The sequence below is a fragment of the Microcoleus sp. B4-C1 genome, assembly GCF_036705285.1.
Classification (GTDB): domain Bacteria; phylum Cyanobacteriota; class Cyanobacteriia; order Cyanobacteriales; family Microcoleaceae; genus Microcoleus.
Genome location: NZ_JAUBUC010000008.1, coordinates 65,698 through 82,451, shown reverse-complemented (window position 1 = coordinate 82,451; position 16,754 = coordinate 65,698). Strand labels below are relative to the sequence as shown.

Below are 16,754 nucleotides of genomic sequence, written 5' to 3'. Positions count from 1 at the left end.
CGAGAATAGTGCCACATCTCAGTTTAAACTCACATCTTGCACCAATATCAGCAACGGGCTAGAAGCCCGTTCCACAAGAAAATCTACTCTTTGTGGAACAGGCATCTTGCCTGTTAAGCGAGAATAGTGCCACATCTCAGTTTAAACTCACATCTTGCACCAATATCAGCAACGGGCTAGAAGCCCGTTCCACAAAAAATAAACTTGATTGTGGAACGGGCATCTTGCCCGTTCTTAAGAATGGTGCAACATCTCAGTTTAAACTCACATCTTGCACCAATATCAGCAACGGGCTAGAAGCCCGTTCCACAAGAAAATCTACTGTTTGTGGAACGGGCATCTTGCCCGTTCTTAAGAAGAGTGCAAAATATTGGTTTGAGCTAATTGATTAATTTCTAATAACCAGGCTCCTCCTCGTACTCAGGAGTCTTAGTTTTCTCAGGAATATTCACGCGAGGAGCCTGGTAAGGCTTCGGTGCCTCATCATCAGCCCAAGCATCAGCCTCCACATCATCTTCGTACTCCACCACCGGCTGCTTCGGGCGAGAAATCTCGGCGCGAGTGTATTGCGGCTTCTCCTCGTACTCCTCCTCTTCGTAATCGTCCTCCTCCCCGCCCCAATTATCCTCTTCGTAATCCTCGTAATCGTCGATTGGCTGCTGCTGTACCTGCACCGCGCGCATGGGCGGCTGGCGAACCGCAGGCCGATTCCACTCTAAATCCTCATCCCAAGGAACTTCCTCCACCGCAGGCGCAGCTACCCGGCTCCGCATTTCCGGTGCAGGTATCCGCACGCCTGGGCCCAATTGATTTCCCGTAGCCACGGGTTTCGGATAATAACCTGCCTCGTCCTCTTCCCGTTCCCAAGGTGCTTGGCCCAAACCAACGCGCTCCAGCAAACCCACACTAAGCTGCCTGAGCCTTTCCTCGGAACCTTCAAACACAATCAAGCGATTCGGGCCACTGCTGACAATTTCCTCAATCCCCAACTCGTAAGTGCTGAGAACTTGGTCGGGGATTTGGGGGATTCCCAGGGAAGCGATAATTATAGAAACTAACTTACCGTCTTCGGGGTCGAACCTAAAGCCCCGCACCCTACCTAAAAGTTCGCCGGTTTCGGTAATAACTTCGCTGTTAATCAAAATGCTGTAGACTTCAACATCAACATCATCTTCGATCGCGCTCTCATCTTCCACCAACAGCACGTCGCCGATTTCGCTGACATTGTTGAGGAACATAAACCTCGGCATTCCAGCGACCGCGAATATATTATCACGCAGACCGATCGCCACAACTTCCCGCCGATCGATGTCCACCCACAATTGACTAACCACCCCCAAGCGTTTACCTCTGTCGCGAGTGATGACTTGAGTGCCGAGAAGGTCGGAGCGTTGGCAGATTTGTTCTGATGTCATTCTAACTTTAATCCTTATTTATCATAAAAATGGGCCTAAAACCCCCGTGCTTCTAGCACGGCTTTGCTGTATGCTTGTAGTAGTGGAAAGGTAATCAACCACTCTAAAAACCTAGCTGTCAAAAGACAAAGCGCTGAACCTTGAAAATTGAATCTAAGCGGTTCTACTGCATTTTTCTAGACTCCACCTCGCAGTAGGTAAAAGATTCAGAGGAGCTAGACAAACAGCATGTGAAGCGAATTTGCTTCAAACTGAAACAGGACTTGCCTAAAAGCAAATAGGGTAGGGCATACCCGAATTAACGCTTGGGGAGAGTCCCACCTCTGGGCTAGAGACTTCAAGGAATCTAGTTTAAGTGGTCTCGGTGAGCCAAGAATCCTCGTACCTTCAGGTCGAGGAGTGTCAATAAGTACATATATCACTCAACACGAGCGTTAACAGACACTCCGGGACTACAACTTCAGTCAGTCGATTTTAGATTTTAGATTTTAGATTTTAGATTTACTCCACAGAGGAATGTGGGAGCTGGAACTAGGGTCTAAAATTTTGATCTATCCACGACTGTTGTCGGCGGCTTGTACCCGTTTTTGGGTAGGGTCATCAACAGACACTCCGGGACTACAACTTCAGTCCTATGACTTGAGTATAAGCTCCCCGTGCTTGAGTAACACCAATTGTACGCTCAGCCGATTGAATCATAGGTCGCCGCAAACTCACAACAATAAACTGGGCTTGTTCAGACTGTCGTTTTATCATTCTAGCTAATCGCTCCACATTTGCCCCATCTAGAAACATATCCACTTCATCAAAAGCGTAGAACGTAGACGGGCGGTAGCGTTGCAGGGCAAAAATAAAACTCAGCGCCGTCAACGACTTTTCGCCTCCAGACATGGAAGCCAGCCGCTGTACGGGTTTGCCCTTCGGGTGAGCCACCAAATTCAAGCCACTGCTGAAGGGGTCTTCCTGGTCATCTAGCTGGAGATAGCCATCGCCTTCGGAAAGTTCCGCAAAGATAGTCTGGAAGTTCTCGTTAACCGCGTCGAAAGCTTCCTTAAAAGCGCGCCGCCTGAGTGTGGTAAAATTTTCGATTCTCAACAGCAGTTCAGTGCGTTCTCCTTCCAATGTCGTCAATTTTTGACTTAATTCTTGAAGGCGTTCTTGAGTGCGGTTGTATTCTTCCAAGGCTAGCATATTGACTGGTTCTAAAGCTTGAATGCGTTTGGCGATCGCCTTTACTTCCTGCTGCAATTCCGTCAAATTGGCTTTCTCAACATTTTCAGGAATCGACGGCACGGGGTCGGGCATTTCCGCCCGCTGCGTTTCCAAGAGAGTGCGGATGGCGGCCAATTGTTCCCGGCGTTCTTGCTGGGTTTCGTGAAGTTTTTGCAACTGCCATTGTAACTGTTGTTTGGCTAAATGCTGTTCTCGCAATTGAGATTCCGCCCGATCGCGCTCCCCCTTCTGCACGCCCAATTTTTCCTCAATTTCCCCCAAAGCCGCCTTAGCTGCGGCAATTTGTCCATCGAGTTCTAACTGCTGCGAAACAATGCGATCGATCGCATCCGCCCCCGCGTTTTGCTGCACTTGCCATTCCTGCAATTTCTCGCTGCCTTCCTTAATTTTGTCTTCCAAACGCCCGAATTGATTTTCCAAGTCTACCAGGCGCTGCTGGACGGTTCTCAGAGCCAATTCTCGCTCTTGCAGTTGCGCTTCCAAAGCGCGCAAACTCGATTGCATTTGCTGCCATTCGCTGTGACTGTTCGACTCTTCCAACTGCGCCAAAGTTTGGCGGTACTGCTGCAATTGAGTTTCCTGTGCGGGCAATTCTCGTTCCAGCAACTGCAATCTCGATCGCGAATTAATTAATTCCTGTGTATTTTTCGCAATTTGCGATCGCACTTGTTCCTGTTGCCCTTGCAAATTCTTAATTTCTGAATCCAACTGTTCCAAGCGCAACTGATGTTCGCGCAAATTTTGTTTCGCTTCCATCAATTCTTGGCTGCGAGTTTTGACTGCAACAGAAGCGCGATCGATCGCAATTTTACACCGTTCCAAAATCCGCTCAATTTCCTCCAACCTTTCTTGCAAAGACGCGATCGTCCGCGCTTCAATAGCAGCCTCGCTAGCATCAACCGTGCCAAAATGTAACGTAGATCTATTAGTAGAACTTCCCCCAGTCATCGCCCCGCTAGTTTCCAAAATTTCCCCGTCCAAAGTGACAATCCGGTACTGTCCCAAATAGCGGCGCGCGTCGCTGAGGTTGCTAAACACAACCGTACTGCCAAAAACGTAAGCAAAAATTTCCTGATACCGCGAATCGCAATCAATCAAATTAACAGCCGCATCCACAAACCCAGCCGCGCGCCGCAAATTTTCATTCACCGAATACCTGCCGCCCCTAATCTTATTCAAAGGCAAAAACGTCATCCTTCCCGCCCGTTTTTGTTTCAACAATTCGATCGCAGCAGCAGCCACGCTGTCATCTTCCACCACCATATTTCCCATGCGCCCGCCCGCCGCTATTTCCAGCGCCAACTGATAGCGCGGTTCTACCCTGCCGAGTTGCGCCACCAAGCCACAAACTCCGCCAATTCCGCTTTGCGCGACAATTTTTGCAGTAAACGTTCCCGTCGCTTCTTGCAGTGCTTGAAACTGCACTTCTAGTTTGTCTAATTTGCGCTGTCTTTCCCGCTGTTCTTCCAACAAACGAGTTTGAGTTTCCTGTTGCAGTTGCAATTCTTGTTCGGCTTCGACTAAAATCTGATTCAGCGATTCTACTTGCAAAGATGCCACGCCTTTGGTTTCCACCAGGCGAGATTGCTGCTCTTTTTTCGCTTCTATTTCCTGTTGTAATACTTGCAGCGATTGGTTTTGTTCTTGAATTTGACTTTGCAGGCGATCGGCTCTTTCGCCAATGGTAGCTTGTTCTGTACGCTGCGGTTCCAAAGTTTGTTGAATTGTTTCGATTTGGCGGTGCAGTTCCGTTTGCTGCTGTACCCAAACTTCTGCCGTCGAGGCGATCGCATTTGCAATTTCCCGATTTTCATCTAAACTTTGCTGGGCTGCGTCCCGCTGTTCCTGAAAACTCCCCTGCTGAGATTTAACATAAGATATTTCAATCTCAATTTGCTCCAAACTTTGCCGGAATTGCCGAACTTCTTCCTCGGTTTGTGCTATATTAGCCGCCATTTGCCCAGCAGTTTTTTCCAAATCCTGTTTGCGGTTTTGCAGTTGCCGCCGTTCCGCTTCCTGAGTGGCAATCGTCGCTTGTAAAGCCAACAATTCCGACTCTCCCAAAGCTTTAACGCGGGCATTCAGCGCGTCAAGTTCGGCGGTTGCTGCTTGAATTTGGGTGCTAATTGTTTGCAGTTGTTCGGTGAGAGATGCAGAAGTGCGATCGCCCATTTCGATTTGTTCGCGCAGTTTCCATTCTTGCTGCTGCAATTGCCGGAATTTCAGCACAATTTCCCATTGCGATTTTTCTTGAAATTCCGCCCGCAATTTTTGATATTTTTCCGCTTTTGTGCGATCGGAAGCCAGTCTATCGCGCTGAGAAATCAGCTCTTTTTCCACAATACTGCTGCGTTCTTCCACCTCCTTAACTTCATCCAACTTCTGCCTAGCTAAAGAGATTTTGCGATCGAACTGAGCCACGCCAGCCAATTCGTCAATGATTTCTCTGCGTTCCTTAGAATTCATCGAAATAATGCTGGTAACGTCTCCTTGTAGGACGACGTTATAGCCTTCGGGATAAATTCGCAAGCGGTTGAGTTGTTCGTGAAGTTGAGTCAGCGTGCAAGGTTGGCCGTTAATGTAATAAGTTGAAGTGTAAGTACCTTGGCGAGTTACCCGAAGTTTGCGCGTTACACTCCACTCATCCGGTTTGGGATTTTGGATTTTGGATTTTTTATTAGTAGCGAGTAGTTGCCCGTTGTTGTCTTGAGTTGCTGCGATTTCAATCTCTTCTACGTCTTCAACAGATAACTCATCCGATTTTGGATTTGGGATTTTCGATTTTCGATTGACAGGAGATGATTGGCCGTTGTTGTCTTGAGTTTCGGTAATTTCTATCCCTTCGGCTTCTGCAACTGAGAGAGGCGATTCTTGATTAGCAGATGATTGGCCGTTGTTATCTGGAGTTTCGGCAGTTTCTATCCCTTCGACTTCCTCTGCTTCAACAGATAACTCTTCCGATTTTCGATTTTCGATTTTGGATTTTCGATTGGCAGATGATTGTCCGTTGTTGTCTTGAGTTTCGGCAGTTTCTATCGCTTCGACTTCCTCTGCTTCCACAGATAACTCATCTGCTGCATTTTCCTCCTCATCTTCATCCCGCGCGAACCATTCCTCTCCCACATCTTCCAGGGCAAAAGTCGCAGTCACGCTAGCTTCGATCGTACCGCGTTTGTTTTGGGCGCTGTTCACCAAATCCGGCAAACGTTCAGCCCGCATTCCCTTAGAACTCGAAAGTCCGAGACAAAACAGCAAAGCGTCGAGGATGTTCGACTTCCCAGAACCGTTGGGCCCGGAAACCACAGTAAAACCGGGCAGCACGGGAATGGCCGTCGTGCCGCCAAAAGATTTAAAGTTAGTTAGTTCGATCCGTTTAATGTGAACCATATGCTAGGAGTAGCTTTGGCTCTAGGTTGTTGTCACAGGGTAGCACAGGCAATGGGGCGATCGACAATGTGTTAACTTTCTGGCATGGTCGATCGAACCGATATCTTACACCTTTTTGACATACCCCTGCCTAAAGGCGAGGGGATTCTTGATTCGCAGGGATTCCAATGAATTTACCCTCGGCAAGCATCTTGACCGTATGCCCTACGGCTGCAAGTCCTCTAATTAGAACTACTTGAGCGGCTGCAACATCTCTGTCTGTTGTATAGCCACAGTTCGAGCATGAATGAGTACGCTCATCAAGCTGTTTTTTTCCTGTTTCTGCTAGACAATTGGGGCAAACCTGACTCGTTTTATGGGCGCTTACCTTTTGAAAATACACGCCATATTTCAAACAAGTTTGCTCTAGGATTGTGAAGAACTGACCCCAGCTTGCGTCTAAGCAGTGTTTCCCTAGCATCGCCCTAGACAGCCCCATCAGGTTCAGATCCTCAACGAAAATCATTCCCACATCTTGGCAGATTTGATGAGATAATTTACGATGCCAATCTTTCCGACTGTTAGCAACGTATTCATGCAGTTTGGCGACTTTCTTTTGAGCTTTACGCCAATTGTTAGAACCTAGTTTTTTACGACAGACACGTTGTTGCAGCAATTTAAGCTTGCGTTCTGCGTCTTTAAAAAATCTTTGGCGCTTGACTAAAAGACCGTTAGAAGTTGCTAGAAAATTAGTTAGTCCCACATCAATTCCGATACCTTCACCGTGGGGCATTAGAGTGGGTACTGAAACGTCCCATTGTAGGGTTAACATCACGTACCAACCGCTAACCCTACGGACTATCCTTGCTTGCTTAATCGTTGCACCATCAGGGATAGTCCGTGATTGATGGAACTTAACCAAACCAATTTTAGGGAGCTTCACCCCTTGATTTTGGACGGGGTTAACCCCCAATTGTGGGAACACAAACGATCGCATTGTTCCTGCTTTCTTAAAGCGGGGGAAACCGTGTTTTTGTTCCCACATACTCACAAACGCTTTTTCAAGCCTTTTCAGTGTTTGCTGGAGGACGTGTACGGCGACGGCAGCCAATGTGGGTATGTTTGCCCTAGCCGTAGTTAAACTTTTGCACTGGCTTGCATAAGTTGGTCGTTTTGTTTCGGCCCGAATGATGAACTCAGATCGGATAGAGCAAGCGTTAATTCGACAACTACGAGACTCAAACCAATGTTTACGCAGGGCCAATGCGTAGTTGTATACGCGACGGCATTGTTCTAGCCAATCTTCAAAGATTGCTATTTGTCCTGCCGTTGGTTTGAGTTTGAATTCGTAGACTAAATGAAACATTTGCTCTTTCCTCCTACCTGATTCTACCACAATCATGAGCAAACGTTGAAACGCTTTTTCAAGAAGTCTACTTAAAGCCGTCCTAAAAGGACGGGGCTTGCACCCAAATTTTCGGTCAACAACCGAGTCGGCTTTTACTTCAAAAGTTCGTTGACAAAAGTACAATATCTCCGATCCGAGCGAGCGCTACAAATTAACGTAAATTTTGATACAGATAACTCCATGAAACTCGATCGACATTATTTGTGCGATTAAACCTGAAAGCCTTGTCCCTAGTGAATTAGAGGAAAGAGAATTCCCGGAATTCCAAATGTCACCCCTAGACATATAAAAACTTTCCGGTAAAATCGAACCAAAATTAATAATGTATAAAGTAACGAAGCGAATTATGGAGGGCAAACCCATTACACCAGCTCAGAACTCATCTAACCTGCCAGCTTCACCTGAAAGCGACCAACAAGTATTGCAAATTTGGGGTCGCCAGCCCCTTAAAGGACACGTCAAAATCAGCGGCGCCAAAAACTCGGCCTTAGTCGTCATGGCAGGAGCCCTGCTATGCCCAGAGGATTGCCGTCTCCGCAACGTTCCCGGTCTAGTCGATGTCGCCCGCATGGGGCAAATTCTCTCGGCTGTAGGAGTCAAATTACAGCAGCACGGGGACGTTTTAGACATCAACGCCAGCAACCTCATAGACGCTCAAGCCCCCTACGAATTAGTCAGCCAACTGCGGGCGAGCTTCTTCATCATCGGCCCGCTGCTAGCGCGTTTGGGATTTGCCAAAGTGCCCTTGCCCGGTGGGTGTGCCATCGGTGCCCGACCCGTTGAACTTCACGTTCGCGGTTTGCAAGCCCTCGGTGCCGAAGTTCACATCGACCACGGCACCGTTCACGCTTACGTCAAAGGGCCGAACCGCCGCCTGAAAGGAGCCAAAATTTATTTGGACTACCCCAGCGTCGGCGCAACTGAAACTTTGATGATGGCGGCGACTCTGGCTGAAGGAGAAACCGTGATTGAAAATGCGGCTCAAGAGCCGGAAGTCGCAGATTTGGCGAATTTCTGCCGCGCAATGGGAGCAAAAATTCAAGGCGCTGGCACGAATACGATCGTCATTTCGGGAGTTCCCAAGCTGCACGCGGTAGACTATTCAATTATTCCCGATCGCATTGAAGCCGGAACATTTTTAGTAGCAGGAGCCATCACTCACTCGGAAATCAGTTTGTCGCCAGTAATTCCCGACCACCTGACCGCAGTCATTGCCAAATTGCAGACAATTGGGGCGAAAATTATTGCAGAATCCCCCGACATTTTGCGGATAGTTCCCGGCCAAACTCACTCTGCCACAGACATCGAAACTCTGCCTTACCCTGGTTTCCCCACAGATATGCAAGCTCAGTTTATGGCTTTGCTGACGCTGAGCGAAGGAGACAGCTTGATCAAAGAAACCGTGTTTGAGAATCGCTTGCGCCACGTAGCAGAACTCAACCGCATGGGCGCGGACATTCGCCTTAAAGGTAATGTCGCGATTGTGCGCGGAGTGTCGCGGCTGTCCGGTGCGCCGGTAGTGGCAACAGATTTGCGGGCTTCGGCGGCGTTAGTATTAGCGGGACTTGCAGCCGATGGTGTCACCACCATCAGCAGCTTGCAGCACTTAGACCGCGGCTATGAGCAGTTAGAGGTGAAGCTGCAAAAATTGGGAGCGAATTTGCGACGGGTCAAAGAGGGTACAGACCCGGCGACTGCAGAGGCTCCTGTCAATCCCGTGCGATCGGGTTTAAACTGTTAATTAGTCATTAGTCATTAGTCAGCAGTCATTAGTCATTAGGAAGAAGGAAAAAGGAAGAAAGAAAAATAATTCAACCTTTTTCAATTCCCGCTTCCCAATTGCCAATTCCCACTTTCCAATGACCAATGACTAATGACCAATGACTAATGACTCAGGATTAAAATGTCTAACATACCCCTCATCGGTTTGAAAGCAGACCAGTTTCGCCACCCCCTAGACTTGGAAGCTACCAGCACTCTCAAACAACTGCCGGGCCTGGATTTGATCGTCCGGCAGTTGTTGGGACAACTTGGCGAACAGTTTTTTATGCTGGAAAATCTGGCTTCCAGTGTCCAAGTCGGCGAAAATCAATTGCCCCACCTGCATCAATTGTTGTTGGATGCCTGCAAAACTCTTGATTTGGAGCCGCCGCAGCTTTATGTCCGCCAGCATCCGATGCCAAATGCTTACACGTTTGCGATGCGGGGAAAACAGCCTTTTGTGGTGATGCACACTTCTCTGATTGATTTGCTCACAGACGAGGAAGTTAAGGCAGTAATTGCTCACGAGTTGGGGCATTTGAAGTGCGAGCACGGAGTTTACCTGACTCTGGCTAATTTAATTGTGTTGGCTGCAGGTCAAATTTCGCCTGTGGGAACCGTGCTCGCCCAGGGTTTGCAGGCGCAAATGTTGGAATGGTTGCGGTGTGCGGAATTTACGTGCGATCGCGCCGCCTTGCTCGCCACCCAAGACCCAAAAGTGGTAGCATCGCTGTTGATGAAACTGGCCGGAGGTTCGCCGACTTTAGCTCCCAAACTGAATGTCGATGCGTTTTTGGCGCAGGCGCGGGCCTACGACGACCTCAGCAGCACTCAACTGGGAGAAATGCTCAAACAAGCTCAAACGGCTCAGTTGTCCCATCCTGTACCAGTATTGCGCGCCAGAGAGATCGATCGCTGGGCAAGTTCAAAAGATTATGAATCTTTGCTTGCAGGAAATCGATCGGTGTGTTATGATAGTGAAACGAAAAAGGGCGGGTGGCGAAATTGGTAGACGCATCAGACTCAAAATCTGACACCGAAAGGTATGAGAGTTCGATTCTCTCCCCGCCCACTGCTAAAGAAGCTTAATAAATCTAGGGTTCCAGATGATAAGTCTGGAACCCTAATTTATATGGCATGGGGAATCGGGCATCGGGCATCGGGCATCGGGCATCGGGCATCGGGCATCGGGCATCGGTAACAACAGTCATTAGTCATTAGTCGTTAGTCATTAGTCGTTAGTCAGTCAACAGTCAACAGTCAACAGTCAACCGTTAACAGATTTTATGGGTGAAATCGCCGCTTTAGGCGCTGCATTTGTCTGGGCTCTATCTTCCACAATCTGGCAGCGAGTAGGACAGCAACTCCCCGCAGTGGTGCTAAACTTGCTCAAAGGTGCGATCGCCCTTTTCATGCTCCTTGCCACTACACTAATTTTAGGTAAACCCTTACCCGCAATCAACCCTAATATTTTAGCAATGCTGCTCATCAGCGGCGGCCTAGGAATTGGCATCGGAGACACCGCTTTCTTTATCGTCTTAAAATATTTAGGCGCGAGGCGAACGCTGCTTTTAGAAACCCTATCTCCCCCTTTAACAGCTTTATTCGGCTTAATCTTTTTGCAAGAAAAGTTATCGCCCATTGCTTGTACTGGCATTCTTTTAACAATTTGCGGCGTAGCTTGGGTAATTGCCGAACGAACAGCCGAAACAACCTTATCATCAAAATATATTTGGCAGGGATTAGGTATTAGTTTATTAGGACAAACAAGCCACGCCGCTGGAGCAATTTTATCCCGCGCCGCCTTCACTCAAATAGATATTGATCCCCTGTGGACAGCCGCCTTGCGTTTGAGCGGTGGTATGGCAGTCATGCTATGCTTTTTGAACCCAAAAAACCTTGATAGTTTCAAACAATTAAAAGCGCCAAAACTATTAGGTGCAATAATTCTAGCAGCTTTTTTAGGAACCTATCTCGGAATTTTTCTGCAACAGACTTCGCTGAAATATGCACCCGCAGCAATCGCTCAAGCACTCAGTTCTACCAGTCCCCTATTTATACTGCCTTTAGCGGTGCTGGCGGGCGAAAAAGTGAGCCTTCGGGCTGTTGTGGGGGTAGTTGGTGCGATCGGCGGAATCGCCTTATTATTAGGTTTGAAGTGATTATATTTGATATCAATTCCGGTGCCACCGGAATGATTGTTGACTGTTGACTGTTTACGGGCGGGTCGAAAAACTGAATGGTTGAGTGTTAACTGTTGACACTAATAGGCACGGCGTCGTCTCGAAAGCAATGGGTAATATTAATTACGATGCTACCGGATTTGATATCACAACTCCGACAAGTGGAAACAAAACTCTACGGAGAGATTGAGAAGCAAATTGCAAACGCTCGCCAGAAGGAAGAGGAAGTGATTTATGCTTATAATACTTGGGTAAAACAATTTGCAGAAATCCGTAAAGATTTTGACGGGATTATCCAGTCCATCACGAAGGCAGCAGCTAACCGAATACTTGAATCTGAAAAAGAGCGCCCTCACATACCAACTTGTCACAAAGTGCGTGAAGCGCAGCTATCCCGTAGGGAATCGTCCTTATAAGCTGTTGTGCATTTAACTTATATCTTTAGGGCGGGCAGGATGCCCACCCCACAAAAGTTTAATTGTATTCGGTCGTGCAATTTAAATGCCTCGGAGCTTATTCTTTAGAGAAGAAACGGCCCGAATAATATTTCTTCATCGATTCGTGAGAAATAATCCCATAACAAGATTCGTCTCTCGGCAAATCCCCTCTCGCTTCCAGCCAAGGTTTTTCACTGCAAATCATTCGTTCCAAAGTTTCATCATCATACTCAAAATATGCCTCCGCAACTTCTTCGATAAATTGCCCAACTTTTTGGGGAATTTTCGGTTGTTCGATTTTCTCTGTAATGCGTTCCCAACTAAATTGGCGTTGATACTTTTCTAATAAATCAGGAATAACCGGCCCGTGAATCTCTGCTTTAAAATCTACATCAAATAGTGGCTTTCCGTAAACTCCTAAATACCAAGCTTGAGCGTAATACATGAGTTTTTGTAGCTTGTAGGCGTTGATTGCTACATTAGTTTGGGCGGCCAACCAAATGAAAGCATTTGCAATATCTTGCTCACTCACTTTTACTGAACTACCTGGAACGGCAACAACTTTGAGTTGACCTTCGCCTATCTGTTCCAATAGTTCAGAAACGGACAAGTTAAATTCTGCAGCAATTTGCTCAACTCTTTGCCAAACTGGAGAACTCACTGTTATTTGATATTCATTTTTTGTTGAGATAGCTTCAGTCATGGTCGTCCTTAGAGCTGACTTAAATAATTCTAGCAAACAGTGAGGAATAATGACGTATGCAGTCTTTTATAAGCATTATAACTCAAGTGCAACTCACCCACAATCGGCAATTCAAATACATTACTCTCTCGCAACCGCTTGGAGAAAAACATAACTTCCAGATTTTCAATTTCCTCCGTGTCAGGATTGAGACGAGCCACAATTCCATATTCTAGTTCTTGCGATTCTTGCTCTGCATAAGGGGAACATTTATTGACGTACAAAATATCTCCAATAGCATCGTATTTAAAAGTTAGTTTTTCTGCCATATTATCTCTCCTTGGGTAACATTTTTTGTTAAGTAAGCTGTCACGATCCAATAGCGCTCTCTCGGAACTGTATCATTGACAACAGCTACTACAACATACCTACCCTTGCGACCCTTACCATATCTCGAAGAATGTCCATTATTAGAACCCCGACTTATTAAAGAAGCCGAGGCTCTAGCTACTCTTACAAATTGCAACTCATATCCCCAGATAATTGACTGAAACGCGCATTTTCCCGATAGTCTACCGGACAGTCAATCACGCAAGGGACATCTTGAGCCAGGGCTTCTTTCAGAATCGGAATAAAATCTGTTGCAGATTCCACTCGATAGCCTTTTAAACCCATACTTTCCGCAAATTTCACAAAGTCGGGATTGCCAAATTTTACGAAATCTGAATGACCAAAATAATCTTGCTGCTTCCATTCAATTAACCCGTAACCGCCGTCATTAAATATCAACGTCACAAAATTAGTACCGACTCGCAAAGCAGTTTCTAACTCTTGGCAATTCATCATAAAACCACCGTCGCCGGTGGCGGCTACTACTTTGCGATCGGGATAAACGAGTTTTGCAGCTACCGCACCCGGAATCGCAATTCCCATCGCCGCAAAGCCGTTGGAAATCAAACAGGTATTCGGGCGATCGCAATGATAGTGCCGCGCGATCCACATTTTGTGAGCTCCCACATCAGATATAAGAATATCTTCCGGGTCCAGGATTTGCCGCAAATCGTAAATGAGTTTTTGTGGCTTGATCGGGAAACCGTCGTCGGCTGCATATTGTTCGTACCCAGCGCGAATATCCGCCCGCAATTGCTTAGCAAAAGGGTCTACTTTCTCCATGCGATCGGCACGCTGCAAAATTTCATTGAGGGAATCAGAAATATCTCCCACAACTTCTATAAGAGGAATATAACTGCTGTCAATTTCGGCTGGCAAAGATCCAATGTGAATAATCGGAATTTTTCCTTCTGGATTCCACTTCTTCGGGGAATATTCAATCAAATCGTAGCCAACAGCAATCACTAAATCCGTTTCTTCAAAAGCACAACTAATGTAATCCCGTTTTTGCAATCCCGTCGTCCACAGTGCCAAAGGATGAGTGTAAGGAATTACACCTTTGCCCATGAAAGTATTAGCTACAGGAATATTCAATCGAGTAGCAAATTGTGTCAAAGCATCGCTGGCGTTAGCGCGGATCGCGCCGTTTCCTACTAAAAGCAGAGGACTTTTTGCCTTGGAAATTGCCACAGCGGCTTTATTCAAGCTTTGGTAAGCGCCAAAAGTTTTTTCGCGGTTATCTTTGGTGAGCGGAGTTCCTTCAGCCGGCATTGCTGCGATGTTTTCAGGTAAGTCAATGTGAACTGCTCCCGGCTTTTCACTTTGAGCTACTTTAAAGGCTTTGCGGACAATTTCTGCCGTCGTGCTGGGACGGACAATCTGAGCATTCCACTTAGTAACGGGCGCAAACATGGCGACCAAATCTAAGTATTGGTGCGATTCTATGTGCATCCTGTCTGTGCCGACTTGTCCGGTAATTGCTATTAAAGGAGCGCCGTCTAAGTTGGCGTCAGCAACTCCTGTCATTAAGTTAGTTGCGCCGGGGCCCAAGGTGGACAAGCAAACGCCCGCTTTGCCGGTGAGACGACCGTAAACGTCTGCCATGAAAGCCGCGCCTTGTTCGTGGCGAGTAGTAATAAATTTAATTGAAGAGTTTCTCAGGGCTTCTAGAACTTCTAAATTTTCTTCTCCTGGAAGTCCGAAGACGTATTCGACGCCTTCATTTTCTAAACATTTTACCAATAGTTGAGCTGTGTTCATTTCCGTTTCTCTCCTCGGTTAATGGTTTTTTTGTCTTTTTCAACCGATCGCACAAATACTAAATGGAAATTTTTAACCGCAGATAAACGCAGATAAACGCAGACTTATGTAGATTTGTGCGATCGGTTGATAGAGTGGGAGCTTATTTCACCCACACTGTTTTTATGTTAACAAATTCGTGCATTCCTTGGATGCTCAATTCGCGTCCGTAACCGGAGCGTTTGATCCCGCCGAAGGGCAATCTAGGGTCGGATTTTACTAAACCGTTGATGAATACCGCGCCGGCCTCTAGTTCGGAAATAAATCGATCGCTCTCTGAGTTTACTGTAGTCCAAGCTGACGCACCCAAGCCAAAAGATGTGCTGTTTGCCAGGGCGATCGCCTCATCAATGCCTGCAACTCGGAATACTAAAGCTACGGGCCCGAAAAATTCTTCTTGACGGGCAGAGGCATTCGGCGGAATATCTGCCAGAATAGTTGGCAAGTAGAAATTGCCGGCATTCTCTGACAATGGGCGGCCACCTGTCAGAAGTTTTGCTCCCGATTGGATGCAAGTTTGCACTTGATTGTCCAAATCTTTGAGGATTGCGGGAGTAGCTAAAGGGCCGATATCGGTTTCGGGCAACATCGGATCGCCTACTTTTAATTGCTCGAATTTTTCGACAAATCCTGTGATGAATTCGTCGGCAATCTCTTCTGCTAAAATAAAGCGTTTGGCGGCGATGCAAGATTGACCGTTATTGAGCATCCGGGATGTCACAGCAGTTGATAAAGCTGCTGCTACATCGGCGCTCGACATCACAATAAATGGGTCGCTTCCTCCCAATTCCAGCACTACTTTTTTCAAATTTTTGCCCGCATTTGCTGCCAAACTTTCACCCGCTGGTTCGCTACCGGTGAGGGTTGCTGCTTTTATACGATCGTCCGCAACGATATCAGCTACTTTGTCGGCGCCCACTAACAAAGTTTGAAAAACTCCTTCGGGAAAGCCAGCTTCCATGAAAATTTCTTCGATTTTCAAAGCGCACTGAGGCACGTTGGAAGCGTGTTTTAGCAAGCCGACATTGCCCGCCATCAGCGCCGGCGCCGCAAACCGAAAAACTTGCCAAAATGGGAAATTCCAGGGCATAACGGCTAAAATAGCGCCTAGCGGTTGGTAGCGGACAAAGCTGCTGCTAGCGTCAGTGGTTGCCGGTACGTCTGCCATAAATTGAGCGGCATTTTTGGCGTAATACCGACAAACTAAGGCGCATTTTTCCACTTCGCCGATCGCAGATTTGAGCGTTTTACCCATTTCCAGGGTCATCATTTCAGCGTAAATTTCGCGATCGCGCTCCAAGATGTCTGCAGCTTTCTGCATCCACAGAGCTCTCTGCTCAAACGGCAGTTGGCGGTATTTCTTAAAAGCTTGCTGTGCTAATTCCAGCTTAGCTTCTATTACCTCATCCGCGATCGGCTCGAAAGTTTTCAGCGTTTCTCCCGTTGCCGGGTTGATAGTAGCAATAGCCATTGTTTCATCTCCTGTGTGAAAAACACAAAACTCCCTGCTAGTTTTGAGCCGAGGCAGGGAGTTGTATCAAGGTATTACAAAATAGGAATTTACCTGCCACGTTTTCTTTCAGATATTGCTAAGTTGCAAGTGCCGCGATTTGTTTAAATTTCTCTACTTTTTATTATAGTTCAGAGTCTCGATCGCAAATCTTAAGAAAATTTGTCTTTCTGAAATCACGCACAAATCTCAAGAACAGGCTTTCCGGCCTTTTCCACAAAAGTTAAATGTTCTTGTGGGGCGTCCCGCCCGCCCCTGAAAGCTTTATTCACAATTAAGGCTGCAAGATGGATGAAATATCTTGTCGGGTGTCGCGCCCGCCTTGCATTCTCAAGAACAGTATAGCCGTAGGGTGCGTCGCCATCAAAAATCCTCAAAAAAAGCGAAAATCTCGCAGCGACGCACCTTGCAAGAATTAGCCGTAGGGTGCGTCGCCATCAAAAATCCTCAAAAAAAGCGAAAATCTCGCGCCGCAGGGTGCGTCGCCATCAAAAATCCCAAAAAAGAGCGAAAATCTCGCAGCGACGAACCCCACGATAATTAGCTAAACATTTCTCAATTCCCCTCCC

At 47.0% G+C, this 16,754-nt stretch carries 13 protein-coding genes and 1 tRNA gene; 7 read left to right on the top strand and 7 right to left on the bottom strand.

Annotated elements, in window-relative coordinates:
- Positions 1-92: 92 nt before the first annotated feature.
- Positions 93-392: a hypothetical protein gene (locus tag QUB26_RS05195; protein ID WP_333237297.1), complete on the top strand. Its 300-nt coding sequence runs from the start codon at positions 93-95 to the stop codon at positions 390-392.
- 3 nt (positions 393-395) lie between these two features.
- Here the strand turns inward: QUB26_RS05195 and QUB26_RS05190 are convergent, their stop codons facing one another.
- The 3 genes from QUB26_RS05190 to QUB26_RS05180 form a co-directional block, all read right to left on the bottom strand.
- Positions 396-1,415 carry a PRC-barrel domain-containing protein gene (locus QUB26_RS05190; RefSeq protein ID WP_333237299.1) on the bottom strand — a complete coding sequence of 340 codons (1,020 nt, stop codon included), beginning with the start codon at positions 1,413-1,415 and terminating at the stop codon, positions 396-398.
- A 618-nt stretch (positions 1,416-2,033) separates the two neighbouring features.
- Positions 2,034-6,035, bottom strand: coding sequence for a chromosome segregation protein SMC (gene smc, locus QUB26_RS05185; protein WP_333237301.1), 4,002 nt, complete (start codon positions 6,033-6,035; stop codon positions 2,034-2,036).
- Between the two features lie 130 nt (positions 6,036-6,165).
- Positions 6,166-7,380: a transposase gene (locus QUB26_RS05180; RefSeq protein WP_333237303.1), complete on the bottom strand. Its 1,215-nt coding sequence runs from the start codon at positions 7,378-7,380 to the stop codon at positions 6,166-6,168.
- Positions 7,381-7,744: 364 nt separating this feature from the next.
- On the opposite strand from QUB26_RS05180, the gene murA reads away from it, so the two are divergent.
- The 5 genes from murA (at position 7,745) to QUB26_RS05155 (ending at position 11,782) form a co-directional block, all read left to right on the top strand.
- A complete protein-coding gene (gene murA, locus QUB26_RS05175) occupies positions 7,745-9,163 on the top strand; it encodes a UDP-N-acetylglucosamine 1-carboxyvinyltransferase (protein ID WP_333237305.1) in 1,419 nt (472 codons plus the stop codon).
- A gap of 162 nt (positions 9,164-9,325) precedes the next feature.
- On the top strand, positions 9,326-10,195 hold the full coding sequence (locus QUB26_RS05170; RefSeq protein WP_333237307.1) for a M48 family metallopeptidase: 870 nt from the start codon (positions 9,326-9,328) through the stop codon (positions 10,193-10,195).
- A tRNA-Leu gene (locus tag QUB26_RS05165) sits at positions 10,174-10,255 on the top strand. Before QUB26_RS05170 ends, QUB26_RS05165 begins: the two co-directional genes overlap by 22 nt.
- Positions 10,256-10,469: 214 nt before the next feature.
- Positions 10,470-11,345, top strand: coding sequence for a DMT family transporter (locus QUB26_RS05160; RefSeq protein ID WP_333237309.1), 876 nt, complete (start codon positions 10,470-10,472; stop codon positions 11,343-11,345).
- Positions 11,346-11,527: 182 nt separating this feature from the next.
- Positions 11,528-11,782, top strand: a complete 255-nt coding sequence (locus QUB26_RS05155) for a hypothetical protein (protein ID WP_333302416.1) — start codon at positions 11,528-11,530, stop codon at positions 11,780-11,782.
- A 97-nt stretch (positions 11,783-11,879) separates the two neighbouring features.
- Here QUB26_RS05155 and QUB26_RS05150 read toward each other — a convergent pair whose 3' ends face one another.
- From QUB26_RS05150 to QUB26_RS05135, 4 genes are all read right to left on the bottom strand, one after another.
- Positions 11,880-12,506, bottom strand: a complete 627-nt coding sequence (locus tag QUB26_RS05150) for a type II toxin-antitoxin system antitoxin SocA domain-containing protein (protein ID WP_333237313.1) — start codon at positions 12,504-12,506, stop codon at positions 11,880-11,882.
- A 29-nt stretch (positions 12,507-12,535) separates the two neighbouring features.
- On the bottom strand, positions 12,536-12,814 hold the full coding sequence (locus tag QUB26_RS05145) for a DUF2283 domain-containing protein (RefSeq protein WP_333237315.1): 279 nt from the start codon (positions 12,812-12,814) through the stop codon (positions 12,536-12,538).
- A 184-nt stretch (positions 12,815-12,998) separates the two neighbouring features.
- On the bottom strand, positions 12,999-14,636 hold the full coding sequence (locus QUB26_RS05140) for an acetolactate synthase large subunit (protein WP_333237317.1): 1,638 nt from the start codon (positions 14,634-14,636) through the stop codon (positions 12,999-13,001).
- A 142-nt stretch (positions 14,637-14,778) separates the two neighbouring features.
- Positions 14,779-16,146 (bottom strand): NAD-dependent succinate-semialdehyde dehydrogenase, encoded by a 1,368-nt coding sequence (locus QUB26_RS05135; RefSeq protein WP_333237318.1) that lies wholly within the window; start codon positions 16,144-16,146, stop codon positions 14,779-14,781.
- Between the two features lie 340 nt (positions 16,147-16,486).
- Between QUB26_RS05135 and QUB26_RS05130 the strand changes: the two genes are divergently transcribed.
- Positions 16,487-16,729 carry a hypothetical protein gene (locus tag QUB26_RS05130; protein WP_333237320.1) on the top strand — a complete coding sequence of 81 codons (243 nt, stop codon included), beginning with the start codon at positions 16,487-16,489 and terminating at the stop codon, positions 16,727-16,729.
- Positions 16,730-16,754: the final 25 nt, after the last annotated feature.